At 75.7% G+C, this 24,870-nt stretch carries 26 protein-coding genes; 11 read left to right on the top strand and 15 right to left on the bottom strand.

Annotated elements, in window-relative coordinates; all coding sequences use genetic code 11:
- Positions 1-171: 171 nt before the first annotated feature.
- The 3 genes from AB0469_RS33905 to AB0469_RS33895 form a co-directional block, all read right to left on the bottom strand.
- Positions 172-1,455, bottom strand: a complete 1,284-nt coding sequence (locus AB0469_RS33905) for a ribonuclease D (RefSeq protein WP_366455324.1) — start codon at positions 1,453-1,455, stop codon at positions 172-174.
- A 122-nt stretch (positions 1,456-1,577) separates the two neighbouring features.
- Positions 1,578-2,240 carry a response regulator transcription factor gene (locus AB0469_RS33900; protein WP_007267191.1) on the bottom strand — a complete coding sequence of 221 codons (663 nt, stop codon included), beginning with the start codon at positions 2,238-2,240 and terminating at the stop codon, positions 1,578-1,580.
- 294 nt (positions 2,241-2,534) lie between these two features.
- Positions 2,535-3,191 carry a DUF3000 domain-containing protein gene (locus AB0469_RS33895; protein WP_366455323.1) on the bottom strand — a complete coding sequence of 219 codons (657 nt, stop codon included), beginning with the start codon at positions 3,189-3,191 and terminating at the stop codon, positions 2,535-2,537.
- Positions 3,192-3,282: 91 nt separating this feature from the next.
- On the opposite strand from AB0469_RS33895, the gene hemE reads away from it, so the two are divergent.
- Complete coding sequence (gene hemE / locus AB0469_RS33890) at positions 3,283-4,347, top strand: uroporphyrinogen decarboxylase (RefSeq protein ID WP_366455322.1); 1,065 nt, start codon at positions 3,283-3,285, stop codon at positions 4,345-4,347.
- 179 nt (positions 4,348-4,526) lie between these two features.
- Here the strand turns inward: hemE and AB0469_RS33885 are convergent, their stop codons facing one another.
- Both AB0469_RS33885 and AB0469_RS33880 read right to left on the bottom strand, forming a co-directional pair.
- Positions 4,527-5,909 carry an FAD-dependent oxidoreductase gene (locus AB0469_RS33885; RefSeq protein WP_366455321.1) on the bottom strand — a complete coding sequence of 461 codons (1,383 nt, stop codon included), beginning with the start codon at positions 5,907-5,909 and terminating at the stop codon, positions 4,527-4,529.
- Positions 5,910-5,979: 70 nt separating this feature from the next.
- On the bottom strand, positions 5,980-6,981 hold the full coding sequence (locus tag AB0469_RS33880; protein WP_366455320.1) for a DUF4349 domain-containing protein: 1,002 nt from the start codon (positions 6,979-6,981) through the stop codon (positions 5,980-5,982).
- A gap of 140 nt (positions 6,982-7,121) precedes the next feature.
- Here AB0469_RS33880 and hemG point away from each other — a divergent pair, with 140 nt between their 5' ends.
- Both hemG and hemQ read left to right on the top strand, forming a co-directional pair.
- On the top strand, positions 7,122-8,609 hold the full coding sequence (gene hemG / locus AB0469_RS33875; protein ID WP_366455319.1) for a protoporphyrinogen oxidase: 1,488 nt from the start codon (positions 7,122-7,124) through the stop codon (positions 8,607-8,609).
- Positions 8,610-8,632: 23 nt separating this feature from the next.
- Entirely contained in the window at positions 8,633-9,346 is a 714-nt protein-coding gene (gene hemQ, locus AB0469_RS33870) for a hydrogen peroxide-dependent heme synthase (protein ID WP_365158741.1), read from the top strand.
- Between the two features lie 116 nt (positions 9,347-9,462).
- Here the strand turns inward: hemQ and AB0469_RS33865 are convergent, their stop codons facing one another.
- The 5 genes from AB0469_RS33865 to AB0469_RS33845 form a co-directional block, all read right to left on the bottom strand.
- A complete protein-coding gene (locus tag AB0469_RS33865) occupies positions 9,463-11,220 on the bottom strand; it encodes an alpha/beta hydrolase (protein ID WP_366455318.1) in 1,758 nt (585 codons plus the stop codon).
- 127 nt (positions 11,221-11,347) lie between these two features.
- Positions 11,348-11,557 (bottom strand): hypothetical protein, encoded by a 210-nt coding sequence (locus AB0469_RS33860; RefSeq protein WP_366455317.1) that lies wholly within the window; start codon positions 11,555-11,557, stop codon positions 11,348-11,350.
- Between the two features lie 212 nt (positions 11,558-11,769).
- The gene (locus AB0469_RS33855; RefSeq protein WP_366455316.1) at positions 11,770-12,849 is read right to left on the bottom strand and encodes a TIGR04222 domain-containing membrane protein; all 1,080 of its coding nucleotides are present in this window, start codon (positions 12,847-12,849) and stop codon (positions 11,770-11,772) included.
- The gene (locus AB0469_RS33850) at positions 12,846-14,138 is read right to left on the bottom strand and encodes a DUF692 domain-containing protein (RefSeq protein WP_366455315.1); all 1,293 of its coding nucleotides are present in this window, start codon (positions 14,136-14,138) and stop codon (positions 12,846-12,848) included. Before AB0469_RS33850 ends, AB0469_RS33855 begins: the two co-directional genes overlap by 4 nt.
- A 211-nt stretch (positions 14,139-14,349) precedes the next feature.
- Entirely contained in the window at positions 14,350-15,099 is a 750-nt protein-coding gene (locus AB0469_RS33845) for an aminoacyl-tRNA hydrolase (RefSeq protein WP_366455314.1), read from the bottom strand.
- Between the two features lie 71 nt (positions 15,100-15,170).
- On the opposite strand from AB0469_RS33845, the gene AB0469_RS33840 reads away from it, so the two are divergent.
- From AB0469_RS33840 to AB0469_RS33825, 4 genes are read left to right on the top strand one after another with little or no spacing between them, the layout of a single operon-like run.
- The gene (locus tag AB0469_RS33840) at positions 15,171-15,845 is read left to right on the top strand and encodes an AIM24 family protein (protein ID WP_366455313.1); all 675 of its coding nucleotides are present in this window, start codon (positions 15,171-15,173) and stop codon (positions 15,843-15,845) included.
- A complete protein-coding gene (locus tag AB0469_RS33835; RefSeq protein ID WP_366455336.1) occupies positions 15,842-16,702 on the top strand; it encodes an ATP-binding cassette domain-containing protein in 861 nt (286 codons plus the stop codon). Before AB0469_RS33840 ends, AB0469_RS33835 begins: the two co-directional genes overlap by 4 nt.
- Complete coding sequence (locus AB0469_RS33830) at positions 16,699-17,355, top strand: ABC transporter (RefSeq protein ID WP_366455312.1); 657 nt, start codon at positions 16,699-16,701, stop codon at positions 17,353-17,355. Before AB0469_RS33835 ends, AB0469_RS33830 begins: the two co-directional genes overlap by 4 nt.
- A gap of 14 nt (positions 17,356-17,369) precedes the next feature.
- Positions 17,370-17,567 (top strand): hypothetical protein, encoded by a 198-nt coding sequence (locus AB0469_RS33825; RefSeq protein WP_366455311.1) that lies wholly within the window; start codon positions 17,370-17,372, stop codon positions 17,565-17,567.
- Between the two features lie 45 nt (positions 17,568-17,612).
- On the opposite strand, the gene AB0469_RS33820 is transcribed toward AB0469_RS33825, so the two are convergent.
- From AB0469_RS33820 to zapE, 5 genes are all read right to left on the bottom strand, one after another.
- Positions 17,613-18,512, bottom strand: coding sequence for a polysaccharide deacetylase family protein (locus AB0469_RS33820; RefSeq protein WP_366455310.1), 900 nt, complete (start codon positions 18,510-18,512; stop codon positions 17,613-17,615).
- Positions 18,513-18,529: 17 nt separating this feature from the next.
- Complete coding sequence (locus AB0469_RS33815) at positions 18,530-19,372, bottom strand: PPK2 family polyphosphate kinase (RefSeq protein WP_366455334.1); 843 nt, start codon at positions 19,370-19,372, stop codon at positions 18,530-18,532.
- A gap of 49 nt (positions 19,373-19,421) precedes the next feature.
- Entirely contained in the window at positions 19,422-19,547 is a 126-nt protein-coding gene (locus tag AB0469_RS33810) for a hypothetical protein (protein WP_366455309.1), read from the bottom strand.
- Between the two features lie 191 nt (positions 19,548-19,738).
- Positions 19,739-20,164 (bottom strand): OsmC family protein, encoded by a 426-nt coding sequence (locus AB0469_RS33805; RefSeq protein WP_042812939.1) that lies wholly within the window; start codon positions 20,162-20,164, stop codon positions 19,739-19,741.
- 62 nt (positions 20,165-20,226) lie between these two features.
- The gene (gene zapE, locus AB0469_RS33800; RefSeq protein WP_366455308.1) at positions 20,227-21,333 is read right to left on the bottom strand and encodes a cell division protein ZapE; all 1,107 of its coding nucleotides are present in this window, start codon (positions 21,331-21,333) and stop codon (positions 20,227-20,229) included.
- 36 nt (positions 21,334-21,369) lie between these two features.
- Here zapE and AB0469_RS33795 point away from each other — a divergent pair, with 36 nt between their 5' ends.
- From AB0469_RS33795 to msrB, 4 genes are all read left to right on the top strand, one after another.
- A complete protein-coding gene (locus tag AB0469_RS33795; RefSeq protein WP_366455307.1) occupies positions 21,370-22,152 on the top strand; it encodes a pyrimidine reductase family protein in 783 nt (260 codons plus the stop codon).
- Between the two features lie 148 nt (positions 22,153-22,300).
- Complete coding sequence (locus AB0469_RS33790) at positions 22,301-22,768, top strand: indole-3-glycerol phosphate synthase (protein ID WP_366455306.1); 468 nt, start codon at positions 22,301-22,303, stop codon at positions 22,766-22,768.
- A gap of 88 nt (positions 22,769-22,856) precedes the next feature.
- Positions 22,857-24,251 (top strand): UDP-N-acetylmuramate--L-alanine ligase, encoded by a 1,395-nt coding sequence (gene murC / locus AB0469_RS33785; RefSeq protein WP_366455305.1) that lies wholly within the window; start codon positions 22,857-22,859, stop codon positions 24,249-24,251.
- 15 nt (positions 24,252-24,266) lie between these two features.
- Entirely contained in the window at positions 24,267-24,674 is a 408-nt protein-coding gene (gene msrB, locus AB0469_RS33780; protein WP_366455304.1) for a peptide-methionine (R)-S-oxide reductase MsrB, read from the top strand.
- The last annotated feature ends 196 nt before the right edge of the window (positions 24,675-24,870 follow it).

Raw genomic sequence — 24,870 nt, 5'->3', positions numbered from 1 at the left:
GCGGAGCGCTCCTTCTCACTGAGCGCCCGCTCACCCGGCCCATGCTACTTGCGGGTAACTCATGTGCACACCCCCTCCCCGAACAGCGGCGAAGGTCACACCGCGGGGAGCGCGCCGAGAACGCCGAGAGCCCCCGTCCGCGGAGGGACGGGGGCTCTCGGGGCGCGCGGATCAGGAGGCGGCCGACGCCAGTGCCGCGACCAGGGCCGGGGTGACCTGCTCGATCTGCCACGGGCGGGCGCCGTAGCCCGCCAGGGCTTCGGCCACCGCGCCCGCGTCGGCGCGGCGGGGAGGCTCCCAGCACAGCCGGCGCACGGTGTCCGGGGTGATCAGGTTCTCCTGGGGCAGGTTCAGGCCCTCGGCCAGCGCCGACACGGCCGCGCGGGCCGCGGACAGCCGCGCCGCGGCGGCCGGGTCCTTGTCGGCCCAGGAACGCGGCGGCGGCGGCCCGGACGGGGCCGCCCCGGGCTGCGGCAGCTCGCTCTCGGGCAGGGCCTTCGCCCGCTCCACTGCGGCCATCCACTGGTCCAGCTGGCGCCGGCCCATCCGCTGCCCGTAGCCGGGCAGGGCCGACAGCGCGTGCACGTTCGCGGGGACGGCCAGGGCCGCCTCCACGATCGCCGCGTCGCCCAGCACCTTGCCGGGGGACACGTCGCGGCGCTGCGCGATGCGGTCGCGGGCCTCCCACAGCTCCCGCACCACGGCCATCTGCCGCCGGCGGCGCACCTTGTGCATGCCGGAGGTGCGGCGCCAGGGGTCCTTGCGCGGCGGGGCGGGCGGGGCGGAGGCGATGGAGTCGAACTCCTGGCGGGCCCACTCCAGCTTGCCCTGCCGGTCGAGCTCCTTCTCCAGCGCGTCCCGCAGGTCCACCAGCAGCTCCACGTCCAGCGCGGCGTAGCGCAGCCAGGGCTCGGGGAGCGGGCGGGTGGACCAGTCGACCGCGGAGTGCCCCTTCTCCAGCTGGTAGCCGAGCACGCTCTCGACCATCGCGCCGAGTCCGACGCGGGGGAAGCCGGCCAGGCGGCCCGCCAGTTCCGTGTCGAACAGGGTGGTGGGGGCCATGCCTATTTCACGGAGGCACGGCAGGTCCTGGGTGGCGGCGTGCAGGATCCACTCGGTGGAGGACAGGACCCCGCCCAGGGCGGAGAGGTCCGGGCAGCCGACCGGGTCGACCAGCGCGGAGCCCGCGCCCTCGCGGCGCAGCTGCACCAGGTAGGCGCGCTGTCCGTAGCGGTAGCCGGAGGCGCGTTCGGCGTCGACGGCGACGGGTCCGGTGCCCGCCGCGAAGGCCGCGACGACACGGGCGAGCGCCGCGGCGTCGGCCACGACGGGCGGGATGCCCTCGCGGGGCTCCAGCAAGGGAATCGGCAGCCCATCGGACGAAACCTCTTCGTCCGGGGGGCCGCCCCCGGTGGTGGTGCGCAGGTGTGCTGCGGTCTCTTGGGCGTCGGTCACCGGTCAAGGGTATCCGTGTATGCGACGCGCCCGTCGCCGGAACGTTCCGTCGACGGGCGCGGAGGGGGAGGCGCGGGCCCTGCCGGGTTCGCCGGCCGCCGGCCCGGAGCCTCAGGGCGCGGTCAGTGGATGATCCCCGTCCGGAGTGCGACGGCGACCATCCCGGCCCGGTCGCCCGTGCCCAGCTTGCGGGCGATCCGGGCGAGGTGGGACTTGACGGTCAGGGCGGACAGGCCCATCGAGACGCCGATGGCCTTGTTGGACTGGCCCTCGGCGACGAGGCGCAGGACCTCGACCTCGCGGCCGGACAGCTCCCGGTAGCCGCCCGGGTGGCTCGGGGCACCCGGGGGGCGGCGGTGCATACGGGCGGCGGCGGCACCGATGGGGGCGGCGCCGGGCCGGGTGGGGAGCCCGATGTTGGTGCGGGTGCCGGTGACCACGTAGCCCTTCACACCGCCCGCGAGGGCGTTGCGCACGGCTCCGATGTCATCGGCGGCGGACAGGGCCAGGCCGTTCGGCCAGCCGGCGGCGCGGGTCTCGGAGAGCAGGGTGAGACCGGAACCGTCGGGCAGGTGGACGTCGGCCACGCAGATGTCGCGCGGGCTGCCGACGCGGGGGCGGGCCTCCGCGATGGACGACGCCTCGATCACGTCGCGGACTCCGAGGGCCCACAGATGGCGGGTCACGGTGGAACGGACGCGCGGGTCGGCCACGACGACCATGGCCGTCGGCTTGTTCGGGCGGTAGGCGACCAGGCTTGCGGGCTGCTCGAGAAGAACGGACACCTAGGCCTCCTGGGGGAGTGGCGGGACGGGCCGGCTCGGGGAAGGAAGCCGGTGCGCACCGTGCGGATGGTCACTGACTCCTTCGGCACGTCACCCGCCCGGCTTTAGGGAATGATCACGATTTGGTGAGTAACAATTCGGGCAATTCGGACGCACGATCGATCAAGGGGTGATCAGAAGCCCGCCATGACCGCACGGGTTTGACGTTCCGTCACGAACCAGAACGATCGTCCCCGCCGCCGGACACCGTCCGCCCGCCGCCCGCCCCCTCGGGGCGGCCCGCCGCGCCGCCCGCTACGGGTGGTGCGGCCCCCGCCGCTGTGGCAGGGACACCACGCCCGGCGCCCCCTCCGCCGGCCCCGCCGGCGGCAGCCCCGCGATCTGGCACAGCAGCTCGCACCAGGCCGCCAGGTGCGCGGAGGTGTCCGGCACCCCGCCCACTCCCTCCCGGGGGGTCCACGAGGCCCTGATCTCGATCTGCGTCGCCGGGGGCCGGTCGCCCAGCCCGCCGAAGTAGTACGAGCCGGCCCGCGTCACGGTCCCGCCGGGCTCCCCGTAGGCGAGCCCGCGCGCCTCCAGCGCCCCGGTCAGCCAGGACCAGCAGACCTCCGGCAGCAGCGGGTCCGCGGCCATCTCCGGCTCCAGCTCGGCCCGCACCAGCGTCACCAGCCGGAAGGTGCCCTGCCAGGCGTCGTGCCCGGCCGGGTCGTGGAGCAGGATCAGTCGGCCGTCGGCCAGGTCGTCCTCCCCGTCCACGACCGCCGCCTCCAGCGCGTACGCGTACGGTGCCAGCCGCTGCGGCGGTTTCGTGGGGTCGATCTCGATCCCGGACCGCAGCCGCGCCTTCCGCAAGCCGTCGACCGCCCGTCGGAACGGGAGCGGGACCGAGCTCTCCTTCGCGCCGTCCACGCCGTCAGCGCCATCTGAAAATCGTCCCTGAGCCGCAGCCATGCCGGGAAGACTAGGCGGAACGGGCGCCCGTGCGCCGCAGGGACACCCGCCCCGGGTCGGGCACTTCTTCGTACGTGCGAAGATTTGCCGCGTGAGCGCCACTACCAGCCCGCAGGGCCAGCCGAGTCAGACGTACGATTCCGCCTTCCTGAAGGCCTGCCGGCGCGAGCCGGTCCCGCACACCCCGGTGTGGTTCATGAGGCAGGCCGGCCGCTCACTGCCCGAGTACCGCAAGGTCCGCGAGGGCACGGCCATGCTGGAGTCCTGCATGCGCCCCGACCTGGTCACCGAGATCACCATGCAGCCGGTGCGCCGGCACGGCGTCGACGCGGCGATCTTCTTCTCCGACATCGTCGTGCCCCTCAAGGCCATCGGCGTCGACCTCGACATCAAGCCGGGCATCGGTCCGGTCGTCGCCCAGCCCATCCGCCGCCGCGAGGACCTCGCACAGCTGCGCGACCTCACCCCGGAGGACGTCGCGTACGTCACCGAGGCGATCGGCATGCTCACGGGTGAACTCGGCGGCACGCCGTTGATCGGATTCGCCGGCGCGCCGTTCACCCTCGCGAGCTACCTCGTCGAGGGCGGCCCGTCCAAGAACCACGAGCACACCAAGGCCCTGATGTACGGGGACCCGGAGCTGTGGGCCTCCCTCCTGGACCGCCTCGCGGAGATCACCTCCGCCTTCCTGAAGGTCCAGATCGAGGCCGGCGCCTCCGCGGTCCAGCTCTTCGACTCCTGGGTCGGCGCCCTGTCCCCGGCGGACTACCGCCGCTCGGTGATGCCGGCGTCGGCGAAGGTGCTGGAGTCCGTCGCCTCCTACGGCGTCCCGCGCATCCACTTCGGCGTGGGCACGGGCGAGCTGCTCGGCCTGATGGGCGAGGCCGGCGCGGACGTCGTGGGCGTCGACTACCGGGTCGCGCTGGACGAGGCCGCCCGCCGGGTCGGCCCCGGCAAGGCGCTCCAGGGCAACCTGGACCCCGCCGTCCTGTTCTCCACCCCGGAGGCCGTCGAGGCCAAGACGGACGAGGTCCTGGCGGCCGCGGCGGGCCTGGAGGGCCACGTCTTCAACCTCGGCCACGGCGTCCTCCCGACGACGGACCCCGACGCCCTGACCCGCCTGGTGGACTACGTCCACCGCAAGACCGCGCGCTAGGCCCGGGCCCCGGGGGGCAGGTGCCTGCGGCGCTGCTCCCCGCCCCGCCCTCCCTCCGTTCCCGCCCCCGATCGCCGGGCGCGGCTCACCACACGGCGCTGCCGCGCCCGCGCCTCAAGCGGTGGCTGGGGGGGAGGAGGGCTGGGGGCGGAGCCCCCAGGGCGACGGGCCGCGCAGGGCTACACCCCCGCCGCCCGCACCGCGGAGACCGCCTTGCGCGCGGCCACCAGGACCGGGTCCCACACGGGGGAGAACGGCGGGGCGTAGCCCAGGTCCAGCGACACCACCTGCTCCACCGTCATCCCCGCCGTCAGGGCCACCGCCGCGACGTCCACCCGCTTCGCGGACCCGGCCCCGCCCACGATCTGGACCCCCAGCAGCCGCCCGGTCCGCCGCTCCGCCAGCATCTTCACCGTCATCTCCTGCGCCCCCGGGTAGTAGCCCGCGGTGTTCGTCGAGCGGATCGTGGCCGTCACGAAGCGCAGCCCCGCCGCCAGGGCGTCCTTCTCGCGCAGCCCCGTGCGGGCGATCTCCAGGTCGCAGACCTTGCTGACCGCCGTACCGACCACGCCCGGGAACGTCGCGTAGCCGCCGCCCGCGTTCGAGCCGATGACCTGGCCGTGCTTGTTCGCGTGCGTGCCCAGCGGGATGTGCCGGTCGCGGCCCGCCACCAGGTCCAGCACCTCCACGCAGTCGCCGCCCGCCCAGACGTCCTCGTGGCCCCGGACCCGCATCGACAGGTCCGTCAGCAGCCCCCCCGACTCCCCGAGCGGCAGCCCCGCCGCGCGGGCCAGGGAGGTACGGGGCTCCACGCCGATGCCGAGCACCACCACGTCCGCCGGGTACGCGTCGCCGCCCGCCGTGGCCACCGCGCGGGCCCGGCCCTCCTCGTCCGTGAGGATCTCCACCACCTCGGCCCCGGAGACCGTGACGATGCCCATGGCGTTCATCGCGGAGTGCACCAGGCCGCCCATGTCCGGGTCGAGCGTGGCCATCGGCTGCGGGCCCCGGTGCAGGACGGTGACCTCGTAGCCCCGGCGGACCAGGGCCTCCGCCATCTCCACGCCGATGTAGCCCGCGCCGACCACGACCGCCCGGCGGCCCTCCGTCCGCTCCAGGGTGCCCATCAGGCGCTGCCCGTCGTCAAGGGACTGGACGCCGTGCACCCCGTGGGCCCCGATCCCCGGCAGCCTGGGCCGGACCGGCCGGGCGCCGGTCGCCAGGACCAGCTTGTCCCAGCCCGTCCAGGACTCGGCGCCGCTGTCCAGGTCCCGGGCGCGCACCCGGCGCCCCGGCAGGTCCAGCTCCACGACCTCGGTGCGGGTGCGCAGGTCGATGCCCCGGGCACGGTGCTCCTCGGGGGAGCGGGCGACCAGGTCGTCCCGCTCGGCGACCTGCCCGCCGATCCAGTACGGGATCCCGCACGCCGAGTACGAGGTGAAGTGCCCGCGCTCGAAGGCGACGATCTCCAGCTCCCGGGGGCCCTTGAGCCGCCGCGCCTGGGAGGCGGCGGACATCCCCGCCGCGTCCCCGCCGACCACCACCAGTCGTTCCGCCGCCATCCCTCTGCCCGCCCTCCGCGCCGTGCGCCGTCGCCTCCGCTACGGGGACACGCTACGGGCGAACGGCCCGTCAGTCCTCGGCGTCCCCCGCTCCGGCCGCCGGGGCCGGCGCCGGGGCCGGCGCCGGGGCGGAGGGCTGCCGGGGCACCAGGGTCCGCCGCAGCCCCGTCCTCGGCGCCGCCGGACGGAACCTGCGGTACGCCCGGAACCCGAAGGCCACCAGGGCGGCGGCGACGGCGAAGGGGAGCACCGCCGCGACCGCGAGCGCCAGGTAGCGCACCAGCCGCGCGAACACCGCCCAGCCGCCGCCCAGGGCGTCGCCCAGGCCCGGCTCCCCGTCCTTCTCCGGGTCCTTCTCCACCGGGGCCGGAGCGGGTTCCGAGACCGACACCGTGATCGTCCCCATCGAGGTCTGGTCCTTCAGCGCGTTCTGCTGGGCCAGCAGGGACTCCAGGTCCGACTGGCGCCGGCTCAGCTCGCTCTCCAGCATGACCACGTCACTGAGCGCGGAGGCCTTCTCCATCATCTCCCGCACCCGCGCCACGCTGGCCTGCTGCGACTTCACCCGGCTGTCGACGTCGGCGACCTTCTCGGTGACGTCCTGCGCCTCCACCTTCCGGTTCAGCAGCTTCCCGCCGCCCTCCAGGGAGGCGATCACCGCGTCGAACCGGTCCCCGGGCACCCGCAGGGTCAGCGTCGAGGTGATCCGCCCGTCACCGCCCCGGTCGGTGGTCTCGGCGCCCACGTACCCGCCCGCGCCCTCGGCGGCCGTACGGGCGGCGGCGACCACCTTCTGCGGCTCGGCCGTCTCGATCCCCAGCCTCCCCGTACGGATGACGTTCGGCCGGACGGGAACCCGGGCCCGGCCCCCGGCGTCCGCCGCGGCCGGGGGAGCGGCCGCCCCGGCCCCCGGCTTGCCCGGCGCGGCCTCCCGGGGGGCGGCCGCGGCCGCCCGGTCGCCGGAGGAGGACGTCCCTCCTCCGGCGCTGCAGCCCGTGAGCACGAGGCCCCCGGCCAGGGAGAGGCCGGCCAGGGCCGCCGCCGCGCGCCGGTGTCCGCTGAGCGTGTGCATCGTCAAGTACCCCCCGGGGATCGCCAGATGTCCCCGTTTCGACGTACGGGCCGCCGCCGAGGGTTTCGCCTCCCGGATCCCGACCCGGTTCCGATGCGGTCACGTTCCGGCCTCGCCGGCCGGTCTGAGACCATGTGTCCATGCACGAAGCGGACACGCGTACGAACGGAGCGGGACGGCCGGGACCGTCCCGCCATGTCGTCGTCATCGGCGGCGGCATCGCGGGCCTCGCGGCCGCCCACCGGCTGCTCGCCGACGGCGTCCGCGTCACCCTCCTGGAGGCCGGCCCGCGCCTCGGCGGGAAGCTGCACGCCGGCGAGCTCGCCGGGGCCCCCGTCGACCTCGGCGCGGAGTCCCTCCTCGCCCGCCGCCCCGAGGCCCTGGACCTCGCCCGGGCGGTCGGCCTCGGCGACGCGCTCCAGCCCCCGGCGACCGCCACCGCCCGGCTGTGGACCCGGGGCGCGCTGCGCGACATGCCCCGCGGCCACGTGATGGGCGTCCCCGGCGACACCGCCGCGCTCGCCGCCTCCGGCGTGCTGTCCGCCGAGGGCCTCGCCCGGATCGCCGCCGACACCTCACTGCCGCCCACCGAGGTCGGCGAGGACGTCGCCGTCGGCGAGTACGTCGCCGCCCGGATGGGCCGCGAGGTCGTGGACCGGCTGGTCGAGCCGCTGCTCGGCGGGGTCTACGCCGGAGACGCCTACCGCATCTCGATGCGCGCCGCCGTCCCCGCCCTCTTCGAGGCCGTGCGCACCCACCCCACGCTGACCGAGGGCGTCCGCGCCCTCCAGAGCGGCGCGGCGGCCCGTGCGGCCGCCGAGCGGACCACCGTCACCGGCGCGGCCGCCACCGGGGCCTTCTTCGCCGGGATCTCCGGCGGCATCGGCCGCCTGCCGCTCGCCGTCGCCGACGCCTGCCGGGCCGCCGGGGCGCGGATCCTGACCGGCACCCCCGCGCGCGGGATCGCCCGTACGCCCGGGGGCTGGCGGATCACCACCGACGGCGGGGCGTTCGACGCCGACGCGGTGGTCCTCGCCACCCCGGCGGCCCCCGCCGCCCGGCTGCTCGACGCCCTCGCCCCCGCGGCCGCAGCCGGGCTGCGCGAGGCCGAGTACGCCTCCATGGCCCTGGTCACGATGGCCTTCCGCCGCTCCGACCTGCCCGCGGCCCTCGCCGACGGGTCCGCCAGCGGCTTCCTCGTACCGCCCGTGGACGGCCGCACGATCAAGGCGTCCACCTTCTCCAGCAACAAGTGGGCCTGGGCCGGCGCCGACCCCGGGCTCTTCCTGCTGCGCACCTCCGTCGGCCGCCACGGCGACGAGGGCGACCTGGAGCGCGAGGACCCCGAGCTCGTCGACGCCTCCCTCGCCGACCTCGGCGAGGCCGTCGGACTGGCCGCCCGGCCGGTCGCCTCCACCGTCACCCGCTGGGACGGCGGACTGCCCCAGTACCCCGTCGGCCACCTCGCCCGCGTCGACCGGATCCGGGCCGCCGTCGCGGCCCTGCCCGGCCTCGCGGTCTGCGGAGCCCTCTACGACGGCGTCGGGATCCCGGCCTGCATCGCGAGCGCCGGGAAGGCCGCGGACGCGGTCACCGCCTCGATGGCCACCCCTGGCACCGAGCACTGATCAGCACACGGGACAATGGACACATGACTGCACCAGAGAAGATTCCCAACGCGGGGAAGAAGGCGAAGGACCTCAACGAGGTCATCCGCTACACCCTGTGGTCCGTCTTCAAGCTGAAGGACGTCCTGCCGGAGGACCGCAGCGGCTACGCCGACGAGGTCCAGGAGCTGTTCGACCAGCTCGCCGCCAAGGACATCACCGTCCGCGGCACGTACGACGTCTCCGGCCTGCGCGCCGACGCGGACATCATGATCTGGTGGCACGCCGAGACCTCGGACGAGCTGCAGACCGCCTACAACCTGTTCCGCCGCACCAGGCTGGGCCGCGCGCTGGAGCCGGTGTGGTCGAACATGGCCCTGCACCGCCCCGCCGAGTTCAACAAGTCGCACATCCCGGCCTTCCTGGCCGACGAGGTCGCGCGCGACTACGTCAGCGTGTACCCGTTCGTGCGCTCGTACGACTGGTACCTGCTGCCCGACGAGGACCGCCGCCGCATGCTCGCCGACCACGGCAAGATGGCCCGCGGCTACCCCGACGTCCGCGCCAACACCGTCGCCTCCTTCTCCCTGGGCGACTACGAGTGGCTGCTGGCCTTCGAGGCCGACGAGCTCTACCGCATCGTCGACCTCATGCGTCACCTGCGTGCCTCCGAGGCCCGGATGCACGTCCGTGAAGAGGTGCCCTTCTACACCGGGCGCCGCAAGTCCGTCGCCGATCTGGTGGCAGGGCTCGCCTGATACCTCCCCTGGGGGGAAGGACCGGAGGACGACCGCGCTCTCGCTGAGGAGCGGCCTCCGGTGGATCGGGTGGCCATGCCCCCGAAACGACGCAGCCGGAGATCCCGCCCGGAAGTTCAGACGAGTGGTGGCAGCAGCGCCCTGGGAGCGCTCGCTGGCCCCTCGTCCAGTGTCACCGGTGCGGGCTCCGGATGCGGCGCACACGTCACGCGCCACCCCGGAGTGGTCCCCGTCAGCAGGTACCGCTCCACATGCCGGTCCACGCACGCGTTGCGTCCGCCGGCCACCCCGTGGCTGCCCGCCGTCCGCTCCGTGACGAGCGCGGCGCCGGCGCCGAGCCGCCGCTGCAGCTCCAGCGCGCCCGGGTAGGGCGTCGCCCCGTCCCGTTCCGCCGCCACGATCAGCGTCCGCGGCAGCCGCAGCCCCGCCGGCAGTGCCCCGACGTCCACCGGCCGCTGCCGCTCGCGCACCGGCCAGCCGGCGCAGGGCAGGTTCAGGAAGGCGTTGGCCCAGGTCTCGAAGGGGGCGCGGCGGGCCGCCCGGGTGTGGTCGCGGTCCCAGGTCCCCCAGTCGGCGGGCCAGGGGGCGTCGTTGCACAGCACCGCCGTGTAGACCGCCGTCGCGTTGGCGGCCTCCCGCGCCGTCGCCGGGTCGCGGGCCGCCTGCCGGACGAGGGGGGCCGGGTTCCCGCGCAGGTAGGCGGCGAGCGCCGCGGCCCGCTCCGGCCACACGTCGTCGTAGTACGCGGCCTGGAGGTACGCCGCCCGGAGCTCGCCCGTACCGACCACCCCGCCCGCCGGGGCGCGCGCCACGGCGGCGCGGACCTTCTCGTAACTGGCCCCCACCGCCTCCGCGCTGGTGCCCAGCCCGTACGTGGAGTGGTGCAGGGCCGTCCAGGCGCGGAAGTCGGCCCAGCGGCGCTCGAACCCCTCCGCCTGGGCGAGGTTGCCGAGGTACCAGACCTGCCGCGGGTCGGGGTCGACCGCCGAGTCGAACACCATGCGGCGCACCCGGTCCGGGTGGCGGGTGGCGTACACCGCGCCGAGGTAGGTGCCGTACGAGGCCCCGACGAAGCTCAGCCGGCGCTCGCCGAGGGCGGCGCGCAGCACGTCGAGGTCGCGGGCGTTGTCGAGGGTGGTGTAGTGGGCCAGCGCGGGCCCGGTGCGCCGGGCACAGCCCGCGGCGTACGCCCGGGCGGCCGCCAGCCGCTCCCGTTTGTACGCGGGGGAGGGCACGGTCGGGACCTGTGTGGGCCCCTGCGGCCACTCGCCGGGGTCCTGGCAGGTCAGCGGGGCGGATCCGCCGACTCCGCGCGGGGCGTAGCCGACGAGGTCGTAGGCGGCGGCCACCCGGCGCCAGGCGGCGCGGTCGGCGAGGAGGGGGAACCAGGTCCCGGAGGCCCCCGGCCCGCCGGGGTTGAACACCAGCGCGCCCTGGCGGACGGCGCCCCCGCGGCCGGAGGCGGGGAGCCGGCTGACGGTGAGGGGGATCTGCGGGCCGTCGGGGCGGGCGTAGTCGAGCGGGACCCGCAGCGTGGCGCACCGTACGGGCTCCGGCAGTTCCTCGGCGGCGGGGCACGGCAGGAACTCCAGCGGCCGCCCGGCCCCGGCGCCGCCGGGGCGGGGCACGGGGCGGGTCGCGGGGCGGGCGCCCTGGGTCGGCCGCGTGCCGTGCGCCGGGGCCCCGGCCGCACCGGCGACCGGTCGCAGGGCGGCAGCGGCGGCGGCCCGGCGGGCGACCAGCTCGGCCCCGGCGTCCTCGGCGGCGACCCGGCCGGGAACGGGCCCCGGCCCGCTCCCACGGGCCGCGGCGGCGGGGGCGCACAGGGCGAGGCAGAGGACCGCCGAGGCGGTTCCGAAACGCGCGAGCGTCATCCGCATGGCGACCCCTTCGTCTCATCGTCCTGTCCGATGAGATGTCAGGGCCCTGCCGCTGTACAGCCGCACCGCCGGACGCCGGGCCGGGCGGCCCCGGTCGGAGCACGGGGCCGCGCCGCGCGGATCAGGCCGGCCGGGCCGCGAGGGCCGCGCGCAGGCCCGGGCGGCGTACGGCGCCCAGCCCGCGGACCGCCACCGCCGTGAGGGGCCGCTGCCGCCGCGAGGGGTCCGCCGCCGCCCGTTCCCGGTCCAGCGCGACGAGCAGCCGCCGGCCGGCGGGGGAGGCCCGCGGCGGGCGCGCGCGGTCGGGGGCCCGGCGAACGCCAGGCGGCACAAGGCCGGCAGCATCGGCGGGGCGAACCAGTACGCCACCCCCGCCGCGGTCGCCGCGTCCGCCGTGACGGCCGGCGCGGCCGCGGCCCACACCCCGGCCCGGGCGGGCAGCAGGAACGAGATCCGGAGCACGGCCGGTTCCACCCGCCGCCGCCCGGTCCGGAGCCGCGCTGCGCGAGCGCGAGCGGCTCGTGACGCGGAGGTGACGGGTGGTCAGGTACTGCTGGAACAGCTGGAACCGGACGAACTGCTGCAACTCGAACCACTGGAACAGCTGGAGCCGCTCGAACAGCTCGACCCTCCCGAACAGCTCGACCCGCTCGAACAGCCGGAGGACCCCGAGCACCCGGACCCCCCGGAACCGCCGCAGCCCGAACCGCCGCCGCAGCCGCCGGACCCGGAGGACCCGCCGGTGTCGGCGGAGGCGCACCACAGCACCGGCACCAGGTCGGCGGACGAGGAGCCGGAGTCGGAGTCGGAGTCGGAGCCGGACGCGTGCGGGGACCGCCCGGCGGAGGTCCGCCCCCGCGCCTGGGCCGCGGCCAGCCGGGTCCCGCGCGCCGCGGGCACAAGCTGCGCCCGCAGCCCCGGATCCCGCAGCCCCCGCAGCCCGAACAGCGCGGTCCGCACCGCCGGGCCCGGGTCGGCGGCGTACCGTGCCCGGGCCCGCTCCAGCGCGGCCCGGCCCGCCGGGGTCACCCGCCGCCCGGCCCGCCGGGCACACAGCGAGCCCGCCACGATGCCGGCCACGAGCACCGGCAGCACCTTGAGGACGAACGGCACCCGGGACTCCTGCGTCAGCGCCATGGCGACGAACGTCACCGGCAGCGACACCGGGATCAGCACCGCGCACACCACCGCCTGGACCAGCCCCCAGCGCCGCAGGCCCCGCCCCGGCCGACCCGCCGCGATCATCCCGCGCGCGGCGAGGGCGTCCCCGGTCTCCTGCACGGCCGGGTCCAGCATCGCGGCGTACCGCACCTGGTACAGCCACCCGGACGGCGCCGCCCGCAGCGCCGACAGCACGGCCCGCTCGGCGGGGTCCGCCCCCCGCGCCGACCGCCCCTCCTGGACGATGCCCGGTCCGCCCGCCACCAGCCGGCCGTCGCCCAGCAGCGCGACGAGCGCGGCGTCGACGACCGTGCCGGGCCCGCCCACCAGGAACGCGGCCTCGGACAGGTCGTGGACCTCGGGGGTCCCGGACACCCGCGCCCGGCCCCGCCGCAGCCCCAGCACCAGGCCGAGGCTCGACACGGCGACGGCCACCCACACACCCACGGCCAGAACGTTCACCGTCCCCTCCCCGCCAGCGCACGCGCCCAGCGCACGATCCGCCGGGGCGGCCGCGCCCCGGCCCGCTCCCGCCACCAGGCCGTGAGCCGACGGCGCGCGGCCGGGTCCTGCGGCAGGTCCCGGACCAGCAGGTGCTCCGCGAAGTCCAGGGCGTCGCGCCGGTACCCGTCCCTCAGGGGACGCCGCGCCGCGTACTCCAGGAAGGCCGTGCGGAAGGCTTCCGGCCCGCCCAGGATCCCGGGCAGCTCGGGTGCGACCTTCGCCACCACGGAGGCCCGCTTGGCGGCCAGTGCCCGCGCCTGGACCCGCACCCGCCGCCGGTCGAACCCCTCGGGCACGGGCGTCCCGGCGACCAGCGCCGACAGCAGCGCGGCCTGCCCGAGCCCCACCCGGGTCCGCGCGGCCTCGCCGGCGGGCTCCGGGGCCCCGTCGCGCACGGCCAGCGGCTCCCGGGCCCGGACGGCACCCGCCCCGCCGCCCGTCACCACCGCGCGGATCCGCTCCAGTTCGCCGGCCAGCTCCCGCCCCTCCGGGAAGTCGTCGTCCCGCTCCAGCAGCACCCCCGGCGGGTCCACCCGCTCGCGCAGGCGGGCCAGCACGTCGAGCACCACCGGCGGCACCGGGTGCGCGTGCGTGTCGTGCCAGACGCCGTCGCGCTCCACACCCCCGGCCACGTGCACGTACGCCAGCGCCTCCAGGGGGATCGCGTCCAGCACGGCGGCCGGGTCCTCGCCCCGGTTCACCCGGTTGGTGTGCAGGTTCGCGACGTCGACGAGCAGCCGCACGCCGGTCCGCTCGACGAGCTCGGTCAGGAACTGCCCCTCGGTCAGCTCCTCGCCGGGCCAGGACACCAGCGCGGCGATGTTCTCCAGCGCCAGCGGAACCGGCAGCGCGTCCTGGGCGATCCGCACGTTCTCGCACAGCACGGCCAGGGCGTCCCGGGTCCGCGGCACGGGCAGCAGGTGCCCGGCCTCCAGCGCGGGCGAGGAGGTCCGCACGAAGGCGATGTGCTCGGTGACGACGGGCGCCCCCAGTGCCACCGCCCGCTCCCCGAGCGCGGCCAGCTTGCCCGCGTCGGGCCGGTCGGCGCCCCCGATCCCCAGCGACACCCCGTGCGGCACGACCCGTACGCCGCGTTCGCGCAGCCGCAGCAGGGACTGCGGCAGGTGGCCGGGGCATACGTTCTCGGCCACCACCTCGACCCAGTCCAGGCCCTCCAGCCGCTCGACCGCCTCCGCGATCTCCGGCCGCCAGCCGATGCCCACCCCCAGGCGTGCCATGGGCTTCATGTCCCCCTCGCCCCCTCTCAAGGACTCTGTGCGGATGTCATGGCCCGGACGGGATTGGGCCAACCACCGTGAGGGGACGTTCAGAGCAACATTTGAGGTTCCCGCCCGGGCCGCACCCGTACGGGGCCGCCGGCCGGCCCCCGGTGCCGGCCGCCGGCCGCGGGCCGGCGTCCGGGCAGGGGCCGGCGTCCGGGCAGGGGGGCACGCCGGCCTACGGCCGGGCGTGCAGGGCCGGGTGGTCCGAGACGACCGTGCAGCTGCCCGGGGCGATCTCCGTGAAGCCCGCGTCGCGGACCACCGGGAGGCCGCTGCCGCTGAGCCGGGCCCAGTCCTCGCGCGGGGCGGTGCGGACGGCCAGGCGGAAGCCCGAGGCCTGCCACAGGGCGCGCTCCGCCGCGGTCAGTTCCCACCAGGCCAGCTGCGCCGCGTGGCCCACCTGGGCCATCGCCTTGCCGGCCGACATGTCGAGGTCGGGGTTCAGCCACAGCACCGGCACCCCCGGCTCCGGCGCCCGCGCCGGAGCCGGGTCGTCCAGGTCGGTGCCCGACACCTGGAGCTTGGCCAGCTCCTTGGGCCAGCCGTCCAGCGGGACCGGCGGGAAGACCCGTACCTCGGATGCGGAGCCGTGGACCGTGACGCCCGGCAGGGTGCCGGCTTTGCGCCACTCCGCGCCGCGGGCCCGGCGGACCACCTTGCGGATCCGGGCGTCCTGCCAGTCGCGCACCGCCTGCGCCCACTCGCCCTCGCCCTGCGCGCGCTCGTCCGTGAGGAGGACCAGCACCGCCCGGGCCGCCGTCTCCAGCGCGTCCGTCCGGGCCGGCGGCCCGGTCTTCTCGATCCGGACGACCAGCGGCAGGACGAACTGCGGGGCCTCGTCGCGCAGTACGTGGTCCTTGCGGAAGGGGCTGTCCGACCCCACCGCGGGTACGTCCGGTGTCTGGTTCGTGTGCTGGCTGCTCATCCCGTCAAGGATGCCAGGCTCCGACTTGAGGAGGATGTCCCGGGTACCGGGCGCGGGTGAGGATCGAGCCCATGAAGAGCGACCTTTTCGCCGGTGAGAACCTGGCCCAGCCCGCCGCCGCCCCCGGGATGACCCTGCAGAACGCCAAATCCGTCAAGTACGCCGTCAACGGCGAGATGCTCGCCCGGCAGGGCTCCATGGTCGCCTTCCGCGGCGACCTCCAGTTCGAGCGCAAGGGCCAGGGCATCGGCGGAATGCTCAAGCGGGCCGTCACCGGCGAGGGCCTCGCGCTGATGTCCGTACGCGGGCGGGGCGAGGCCTGGTTCGCGCACCGGGCCGAGAACTGCTTCATCATCGACTTCGAGCCCGGGGACGCCTTCACCGTCAACGGGCGGAACGTGCTGTGCTTCGACCCGACGCTGTCGTACGAGATAAAGATGGTCAAGGGCGCCGGGATGACCGGCGGCGGACTCTTCAACAGCCTCTTCACCGGCACCGGCAAGCTCGCCGTCGTCTGCGACGGCCACCCGATCATCATCCCGGTCACCGCGCAGTCCCCGGTGTACGTGGACACGGACGCGGTCGTCGGCTGGAGCGCCCAGCTGGAGACCGGGCTGCACCGCTCCCAGTCCATCGGCTCGATGATCCGCGGCGGCTCGGGCGAGGCCGTCCAGCTGATGCTGCGCGGCGAGGGCTTCGTCATCGTCCGGCCCAGCGAGGTCACCGAGACGGCGGCGGCGCACTGAACCTGACCGGAGTGGGCCGCCGCTACGGCCGGCGGCGGCCCTGGGTGCTCCGGGGGGTCGGGGCGGAGCTGGCGCCCGGCGCCCTCGTGCGGATCGAGGGCGGCAACGGCGGCGGCAAGTCCACCCTGTTGCGGCTCCTCGCCGGCATCGACACCCCGACCGAGGGGCGGATCACCGGCCGGCCGCGCCGTACGGCGTACGTCCCCGAGCGCTTCCCCGCCGCCCTGCCCCTCACCGCCCTGGACTACCTGACCCACCTCGGGCGGATCCAGGGGCTCACCGGCGCCGGGGCCGCCCGGCGGGCGGCCGAACGGCTGGAGCGGTTCGGCGCCGCCGCGTACGCCCGCACCCCGATGGCCGAACTGTCCAAGGGCACCAGCCAGAAGGTGGCCGTCGCCCAGGCCCTGCTCGCCGAGCCCGGGCTGCTCGTCCTCGACGAGGCCTGGACCGGCCTGGACCCCTCCGCCCGCGCCGAGCTGGACCGCGCCGTCGGCGAACGCACCGCCGCCGGAGGGACGGTGGTCTTCGTCGACCACGACCCGGCGCGGCTCGCCGGCCTGCCCGACCGCCGCTACCGGCTGCTGGACGGGGCGTTGGAGAGCGTGGCCGCGGAGCCGCCGGCACGGGCCGGCGCGCCGGGTACGGGGGGCCCGGCGCCGCCGGTACGGACCGGGGCGGCGGCGGTGCGGATCCACGCGTCCGGCCCGCCCGGTAGCGCCCCGCCGCCGGGGGCCGTACCCGCCCCCGGCGGCGGGATCCTCCTGACCGTCGGCGCCGACCGCTCCGACGCCGTGCTGCGCGAGCTGCTCACCGCCCGGCGACCCTGGCACATCCGCGCCGTGGAGGAACTCCCGTGACCGCCCTGCTCCGCTACCGGGCCGCGCTGCTGCTGCGGTCCCAGCGCTGGCTCGCCCCCTTCGCGGTCTACGCCGTCTTCACCGGCATCGGCATCCAGCCGGGCGACCGCACCCTGGACTCCCTCGGCTACGCCGCGGCCGGGCTGGTCCCGCTGGCGGCCTGGCTGGTCCGGACCTGCGTCACCGCCGAGCCCCCGGCGGCCCGCGCCTGCGCCGCGGCCGCGGCCGGCCCGGCCCGGGTGCACGCGGCGGCCCTGCTGACCGGCCTGGGCGGGGCCCTGCTCACCGGGATGCTCGCCGCGGCCTACACCCTGCTGGTGGGGAACCTCGCCGGGCACGCCCCCGGTGCGGCCGCCCTCGCGGGGGCGGTGGCGGTGGCGGTGTGCGTGCTGACGGGGGCGGCCGTGGGCGCGGTGTGCGGCCCGCCGCTGGTGCCGGGGCGCGGCCCCGGCGTCCTCGGGGCGGCCCTGGGCTGCCTGCTGGCCTGGGTCCTGCCCCTGTCCCCGGCCCGCGGGGCGGTGTCCGTGCTGATCGGGTCCGCCCGGGCGGGCGCGGCCGAGCCGGCCTTCGCGGCGGGCGCGTCGGCGGGTGCGCTGCTGCTGGCCGCGGCGGCGGGGGCGGCGGCCTGTCTGGCGGGCACGCGCCGGGGCTGAGTAGGCTCGTCCGCATGGACCCGTTACAGGACGCCGCCCCCTCCTGTCCCGGCCCCGCCCCGGCCGCGTCCGCCGGGCGGGCGCCCGGGCCCCCGTACGCGGACTGCCTGGAGTGCGGCGGGCCCACCGAGTACGGGGCCGCCACCCCGGGCGTGGTGCGGTGCCCGGTGTGCGAGTGGCAGGAGGCGCAGCGCTCGGCCTGCTCCGGCTGATCCCCGGCCGGCGGCCGTGTTTCCGGCGGCGGCGGTGACGAAACGTTACTTCCCCATCAGCTCCGACACCTTGACGAAGCGGAACCCCCGCTTGCGCAGCTCCGGCACGATCTTCTCGATGGCCGTTTCGGTGACCGGCGCCGCGCTGTGGGTGCAGTGCATGACCACCACCGACCCGGGCTTCACCCCCGCCAGCACCTGCTCGGCCACCGCGTCGGGGTCCTTGGCGAAGGCGTCCCCGCTGACCACGTCCCACTGCACGGCGGTCACCTTGGCGGGGGCCAGGGCGCGCAGCGCCTGGTCGTCGTAGCAGCCGCCGGGGAAGCGGAAGTAGGGCACGGTGTTGACCGCCCCGGCCTTCCTGAAGGCGGCGAAGGCCCGGTCCACGTCGGCCCGGGCGGCGGGCGCGTCGAGCGCGGGCAGCCCGTAGCAGGGGGACTTGAAGGCGTGGTGGCTGTAGGAGTGGTTGGCGATCTCGAAGTTCGGGTCGGTGCCGATGGCCTTCGCCTGGTCCGGGTACTCCTCCGCCCAGCGGCCCGTCATGAAGACGGTGGACGGCACCTTCAGCCGGCGCAGGGTGGCGATCAGCTCGGGGTTGTCGAAACGTTCCCCCGAGGCGGCGCGCGGACCCTGGTCGGAGGTCATGTCGGCGTCGAAGGTCAGGGCCACGGTCTTCTCGGCCCGCTGCCGGGCCCGTTCGAAGACCGGCGTCAGGCCGCCCGGCCCGGGTGCCAGGGTCGGGACCTGGGCGGGCGCGCCGGCCTGTGGCGGGGCGGAGGGGGCGGCGGATGCGGAGGGGGTGGGCGCGCCGGCGGGGCCGGAGGCGGCGGGGGTGCCCATCCGGGCCTGGCCGGCGCCCTGGGGGGCACCCGCGCCGCCCGCGCATCCGGTGAGGGCGGCGCCGAGCACGGCCGCGGCGGCCACTGTGCGTACAGAAAGGGTCACCCACGCAAAATATATGACTATCCGGCCATCAGTCGGGCACGGCACGCCTCCACGTCGAACCCGGCCGGCGGGTACCGCGGGTCCATCTCCTCCAGGTGCTCCAGCAACAGCCTGCTGACCGCCCAGTTCCGGTACCACTTGCGGTCCGCGGGTACCACGTACCAGGGCGCGGCGTCCGTGGAGCAGCGCTCCAGGACCCGTTCGTACGCCTCCTGGTACGCGGGCCACATCCCGCGCTCCTCGATGTCGCCCGGATCGAACTTCCAGTGCTTGTCGGGCCGGTCGAGCCGCCGCAGCAGCCGCTCCCGCTGCTCCTCCCAGCCGATGTGGAGGAAGACCTTCACCACCGTCACGCCGTCCTCGGCGAGGGCCCGCTCGAAGGCGTTGATCTCCCCGTACCGGCGTTCCAGGACCTCGCGCGGCGCCAGCCCGCGGACGCGGGCGATCAGAACGTCCTCGTAGTGCGAGCGGTCGAAGATGCCGATCTCGCCCGGCCGGGGCAGGGCCTTCTCCACGCGCCAGAGGAAGGGGTGCTCCCGCTCCTCGGGGGTGGGCGCCTTGAAGGCGGTGATGCGGCAGCCCGAGGGGTTGAACAGCCCGATCACGTGCTTGACGGTGCCGCCCTTGCCGGAGGTGTCCATGCCCTGGAGCACCAGCAGCAGCCGGCGGCGGCCGCCCGCGGTGCTGGCGGCGTACAGGCGTTCCTGGAGCTCCGCGAGCGGCTCGGCCAGCGCGGCGGTGACGGCCCGCCCGGCGGCCCTGTCCGAGGGGCCGGCGGGGATCGCGGAGGGGGCGTACGCCGCGAGGTCGATCCGGCCGCCGCCCGCGGCGCCGCCGCGGACCCGCAGCAGCTCCCGCAGCGGGGTCCCGGCTCCGGCCCCGCCGCGGCCCTTCGCGCCCGTCACCGGGTCAGCGCCACGGGCCGGCGGCGGCGGACGCGGCACCGGGCGCGTACGCGTCGGCGCGGGCCGTCCGTCCGCCGGGGGAGGGGGCGGCCGTACCGGCCGCGAGCGGGCTGCGTCGGGTGACGGACATCGGCAACACCCCGGTGTGCGGAGGGAGACGTGACCGGCCCGTGGTACCACGCCGGACCCCCGCCGCCCCGGCGGCGCGTGCGCGCGCCCGGCACCGTCACCCCACCGGGGTGCGCGGGCCGGGCCCCGGAACGGCTCCGGGCCCCGGCGCGGCGTGCGCGCGGGGCCCGGAGGCGGCGGTGCGGGCGGGGATCAGACGAGCTCGGCGCTCAGGGTGATCGTCGTACCGGCCAGGGCCTGGCTGACCGGGCAGTTCTTCTTCGCGTCCTCGGCCGCGGCGGCGAAGCCCTCGGCGTCCAGGCCGGGGACCTCGGCGCGCACGGTCAGGTGGATGCCGGTGATGCCCTCACCCGGCTGGAACGTGACGTCGGCCTTGGTCTCCACCCGGGTGGGCGGGGTGCCCGCGCCGTCGAGGCCGTGCGAGAGCGCCATCGAGTAGCAGCTGGAGTGGGCGGCGGCGATCAGTTCCTCGGGGCTGGTCTTGCCGTTCGCGGCCTCGGCGCGCGAGGGCCAGGAGACCTCGAACGAGCCGCGGCCCGACGAGTCGAGGGTGACGGTGCCGGCGCCCTTGAGCAGGTTGCCTTCCCACTCGGTGTGCGCGGTACGCGTGGTGGCCATGGCGGGTCCCTTCATGGAAGTGGAAACGGCCGGGCCGCGAAAGCGTCCCGGCCGTGCCCAACCTACTGGGACACCAGGGGTTTTGCGTCGCGGGCGAGCGCGGTGAGCCGCGATATGGCTCGGAAGTACTTCTTCCGATAACCGCCGTTGAGCATTTCTTCACTGAACAGCCTGTCGAAGGGGACCCCGGAGGCCAGCACCGGGACCTCCCGGTCGTACAGCCGGTCGGCCAGCACCACCAGGCGCAGCGCCGTCGACTGGTCCGGCACGGGGACGACGTCGGTCAGGCAGACCGCGGCGAGCCCGTCCGTGAGCGCGCCGTAGCGGCTCGGGTGCACCTTGGCCAGGTGCTCCAGCAGGCCCGGGAAGTCGTCGAGGCTCGCGCCGGGGGTCGCGTACGCGGCCTTGGCGACCTGCTCGTCCGAGAAGGGCGCCGGGGCCTCGGGCAGGCCGCGGTGGCGGTAGTCATGGCCGTCGATGCGCAGCGGCCGGAAGTGCGCGGACAGTCCCTGGATCTCCCGCAGGAAGTCGGCGGCGGCGAAGCGGCCCTCGCCGAGCTTGCCGGGCAGCGTGTTGGAAGTGGCGGCCAGCGCCACGCCCTGCTCGACCAGGCGGCTGAGCAGGGAGGACACGAGCACGGTGTCGCCCGGGTCGTCCAGCTCGAACTCGTCGATGCACAGCAGCCGGTGCCCGCCCAGGGTCTGCACGGTCTGCTGGAAGCCGAGCGCGCCGACCAGGTTGGTCAGCTCGACGAAGGTGCCGAAGGCCTTGAGCGCGGGCTCGGCCGGGGTGGCGTGCCAGAGGGAGGCCAGCAGGTGGGTCTTGCCGACGCCGTAGCCGCCGTCGAGGTAGACACCGCGGGGGCCGGCGGCCGGGGCGGGCGCCTTCTTCTGGAACCACTTGCGCTTGCCGGCGCCGCTGGCGTGGGCCCCGCCGAGGCCGGCGGCGAAGCCGCTCAGCACGGCGACGGCCTCGGTCTGGCTCGGCTGGGCCGGGTCCGGGTCGTAGGTGTCGAAGCGCACCGAGTCGAAGCGCGGCGGCGGGACCATCTCGGCCACCAGCCGTTCGGCGGGCACGCGCGGCTCGCGGGCGCACAGGGCCAGCGGACCCGCGTCGGCTATCGGGGGCTGCCCGGAGGCAGGACCGGAGGTGGAGAGTGATGTTGACACAGCTCTTAACTCTACGGGGCGTGTCACACTGCACCGATGCGACGCCTGTTCCCTGTGACCGATCAGACATCCGGCCCCTCCGGGGCCACGGCCGACCGCGCGTGGTCGCTGGACGAGCTGGCGGAGGCCTACTCCTACCCCGCCCTGGCCCCCGGCGCGCACTGGCTGCGGGCGAACATGGTGTCGACCCTGGACGGGGCCGCCCAGCACGACGGGCGCTCGCAGCCCATCTCCGGCGAGACCGACATGCGGATCTTCGGCACCCTGCGGGCCCTGGCGGACGTGGTGATCGCCGGCGCGGAAACGGTTCGCCAGGAGGGCTACCGCCCGGCGCGGGCCCGCGAGGCCTTCGCGGCCCGCCGCGAGGCCGCCGGCCAGGGTCCCGCCCCGGCCATCGCGGTGGTCAGCGCGAGCCTGGACCTGGACTTCACCCTCCCCCTGTTCACCTCCCCGCTGGTGCCCACCCTGCTGCTGACCGGTGCGGGCGCCCCGTCCGACCGGGTCGCCGAGGCCGCCGCCGCCGGGGTCGAGGTCGTGGTCGCGGGCGAGGGCGCCGGGGTGGACCCGGCGCGGGCCGTGCGGGAGCTGGCCGCGCGCGGGCTGCGGCGCCAGCTGACCGAGGGCGGGCCCCGGCTGCTGGGCCAGTTCGTCGCCGCCGACGCGCTGGACGAGCTGTGCCTGACGATCTCCCCGACGCTCACCGCGGGCGGCGCCCAGCGGATCGCCGGCGGCCCCTCCGTCGCGGTTCCGCACCGGCTCGCACCGGCCTCCGTACTGGAAGAGGCCGGGTTCCTCTTCACGAGCTACCGTCGGATCTGACAAGGGAGCGGAATTTCGCGTTCCGCTTAGCTTCCGAAGGGTACGTAGCTGGGCACGTATACCTGCGCAGGCCCCGCGCCACAGCGGGGCAGGATGGTTTCCGCAGGGGCCGGCCGACCGGTCTCGGCGCATGAAGGAGAGGGCGTCCGTGTTCACGAGCGTATTGATGATCGAGCAGCCGCTGACCACGGTGGACGTGGACTTCGTCACCACCCTGCACGGAGACGAGCCGGTCTCCTTCGTCGTCCTCATGCAACCCAGGGGTGACCGGGACCGACTGCTCCGCGCCATCGACGACGTAGCGCTCGGCGAGCTCCCCGAAGCCCTCCACGAGGCCGACGAACCCGAGGGGGAGGCCGCCCGCGGCCCCGCCGCCCTCGCCCTCGCCCACTCGCTCGCCTCCCTGCGCAGGCACGGCGCCCGGGCCGTCGGCCAGATCGTCGAGGCACACCCCCTCGACAAGCTCAAGGACGTCGTGGACGAGGTGAACGCCGACGAGGTGATCGTCCTGACCGCGCCGCACTACGTCGAGGAGTTCTTCCACCGGGACTGGGCCTCCCGCGCGCGGCACAAGGTCGGGGTTCCGGTGCTCAAGCTCTTCGCCCACAACGAATAGGCTGGGGGCGACACACCCCGCGGACCCGTCCCGCGGACCCCGCGGACGACGCCTGCGGGCCCCCGCACTCGATCCTGGAGCGACCTGAATGAAGCCCGGCCTGCCGACCGCGATGGAACGGCCCCACTTCATCGGCATCGGCGGCGCCGGCATGTCCGGCATCGCGAAGATCCTCGCCCAGCGCGGCGCGCAGGTGGCCGGCAGCGACGCCCGTGACTCCGAGACCGCCGAGGCGCTGCGCGCCCACGGCGCCACGGTGCACATCGGGCACGCCGCCGACCACCTCGCCCCCGGGTCCACCTGCGTGGTCGTCTCCAGCGCCATCCGCGCCGACAACCCGGAGCTGACCCGCGCCGCCGAGCTCGGCATCCCCGTCGTGCACCGCTCCGACGCGCTTGCCGGCCTGATGGACGGCCTGCGCCCGATCGCCGTCGCCGGCACCCACGGCAAGACCACCACCACCTCGATGCTGGCGGTCTCCCTCTCGGCGCTCGGCCTCGACCCCTCGTACGCCATCGGCGGCGACCTGGACGCCCCCGGCTCCAACGCCCACCACGGCGAGGGCGACATCTTCGTGGCCGAGGCCGACGAGAGCGACCGCAGCTTCCACAAGTACGCCCCGCAGGTCGCGATCATCCTCAACGCGGAGCTCGACCACCACGCCAACTACGCGTCGATGGACGAGATCTACGAGTCCTTCGAGACCTTCGTCGGCAAGGTCGTCCCCGGCGGCACCCTCGTGGTCGCCCACGGCCAGGACGGCGCCGCCGAGATCGCCCGCCGCGTCGCCGGCCGCGACGGCCTGAGCGTCGTCACGTACGGCGAGGACGAGGACGCCGACGTCCGCATCACCAAGATCACCCCGCGCGGCCTGGCCAGCGAGGTCACCGTCCTCCTCGACGGCCGCCCGCTCACCTTCACCGTCTCCGTGCCCGGCCGCCACTACGCGCACAACGCCGTCGCGGCCCTCGCCGCGGGCGTCGCCCTCGGCATCCCCGCGCACAACCTGGCCTCCGCCCTCGGCAAGTACACCGGCGTCAAGCGCCGCCTCCAGCTCAAGGGCGAGGCGGCCGGGGTCCAGGTCATCGACTCCTACGCGCACCACCCCACCGAGATGACCGCCGACCTGGAGGCCATCCGCGGCGCCGCCGGCGACGCCCGCATCCTGGTCGTCTTCCAGCCCCACCTCTTCTCGCGCACCCAGGAGCTCGGCAAGGAGATGGGCCGGTCCCTCGCCCTCGCCGACGCCTCCGTGGTCCTCGACATCTACCCGGCCCGCGAGGACCCGGTCCCCGGTGTGACCAGCGAGATCATCATCGCCGCCGCCCGCGCCGCGGGCGCCGACGTCACCCCCGAGCACGACAAGGGCGCCGTCGCCGACGTGATCGCGGGAATGGCCAAGCCCGGCGATCTCGTTCTCACCATGGGCGCGGGCGACGTCACGGACCTGGGACCCCAGATCCTCGCCCGCCTGTCGAACTGAGGGAGCGGGAGCGTCATGGCGTACGAGGTCCAGAAGACGGACGAGCAGTGGCAGGCGGAGCTGACCCCGTCCGAGTACCAGGTGCTCCGCCTCGCGGGCACCGAGCCGGCCTTCCGCGGTGAGTACACGGACACCAAGACGGAGGGCGTCTACTCCTGCCGCGGCTGCGGCGCGGAACTGTTCCGTTCCACGGAGAAGTTCGAGTCCCACTGCGGCTGGCCGTCCTTCTACGACCCGAAGGACAGCGAGGCGGTGGAACTGAAGGCGGACACCTCCCACGGCATGGTCCGCACCGAGGTCCTCTGCGCGGCGTGCGGCTCCCACCTCGGCCACGTGTTCGAGGGCGAGGGCTACCCGACCCCCACGGACCAGCGCTACTGCATCAACAGCATCTCCCTGCGCCTCACCCCGACCGAGGGCTGACAGCGGACCGACCCGGGGCGGCGGCCGCGCCGTCCCGGTGTCGCCCAGCGTCACGAATCCGTAACCGGGGCATGGTCCATCTCCATATGCCACCGGTGGGCCGACGAACTCCCCTAGTCTCCTTCCATCGCGGCGCTGCGCGCGCCGCGGAGCCGGAGAACTGGGGGGTCGCGGTGACGCTGTACGGACGCTCTGC

Source organism: Streptomyces sp. NPDC093801, from assembly GCF_040701585.1.
In the GTDB taxonomy this organism is placed as follows: domain Bacteria; phylum Actinomycetota; class Actinomycetes; order Streptomycetales; family Streptomycetaceae; genus Streptomyces.
The sequence above is the reverse complement of the archived record's forward strand: the minus strand, read 5'-3'. Positions and strand labels throughout refer to the sequence as shown.

Bases quoted from the DNA above. Each gene is read 5' to 3' on its own strand.
- AB0469_RS33895 (WP_366455323.1), bottom strand. From the start codon at position 3,191: ATGGCTGCGGCTCAGGGACGATTTTCAGATGGCGCTGACGGCGTGGAC.
- AB0469_RS33885 (WP_366455321.1), bottom strand. From the start codon at position 5,909: ATGGCGGCGGAACGACTGGTGGTGGTCGGCGGGGACGCGGCGGGGATG.
- AB0469_RS33880 (WP_366455320.1), bottom strand. From the start codon at position 6,981: ATGCACACGCTCAGCGGACACCGGCGCGCGGCGGCGGCCCTGGCCGGC.
- hemG (WP_366455319.1), top strand. From the start codon at position 7,122: ATGCACGAAGCGGACACGCGTACGAACGGAGCGGGACGGCCGGGACCG.
- hemQ (WP_365158741.1), top strand. From the start codon at position 8,633: ATGACTGCACCAGAGAAGATTCCCAACGCGGGGAAGAAGGCGAAGGAC.
- AB0469_RS33865 (WP_366455318.1), bottom strand. From the start codon at position 11,220: ATGACGCTCGCGCGTTTCGGAACCGCCTCGGCGGTCCTCTGCCTCGCC.
- AB0469_RS33850 (WP_366455315.1), bottom strand. From the start codon at position 14,138: ATGAAGCCCATGGCACGCCTGGGGGTGGGCATCGGCTGGCGGCCGGAG.
- AB0469_RS33845 (WP_366455314.1), bottom strand. From the start codon at position 15,099: ATGAGCAGCCAGCACACGAACCAGACACCGGACGTACCCGCGGTGGGG.
- AB0469_RS33840 (WP_366455313.1), top strand. From the start codon at position 15,171: ATGAAGAGCGACCTTTTCGCCGGTGAGAACCTGGCCCAGCCCGCCGCC.
- AB0469_RS33825 (WP_366455311.1), top strand. From the start codon at position 17,370: ATGGACCCGTTACAGGACGCCGCCCCCTCCTGTCCCGGCCCCGCCCCG.
- AB0469_RS33810 (WP_366455309.1), bottom strand. From the start codon at position 19,547: ATGTCCGTCACCCGACGCAGCCCGCTCGCGGCCGGTACGGCCGCCCCC.
- AB0469_RS33805 (WP_042812939.1), bottom strand. From the start codon at position 20,164: ATGGCCACCACGCGTACCGCGCACACCGAGTGGGAAGGCAACCTGCTC.
- AB0469_RS33795 (WP_366455307.1), top strand. From the start codon at position 21,370: ATGCGACGCCTGTTCCCTGTGACCGATCAGACATCCGGCCCCTCCGGG.
- murC (WP_366455305.1), top strand. From the start codon at position 22,857: ATGAAGCCCGGCCTGCCGACCGCGATGGAACGGCCCCACTTCATCGGC.
- msrB (WP_366455304.1), top strand. From the start codon at position 24,267: ATGGCGTACGAGGTCCAGAAGACGGACGAGCAGTGGCAGGCGGAGCTG.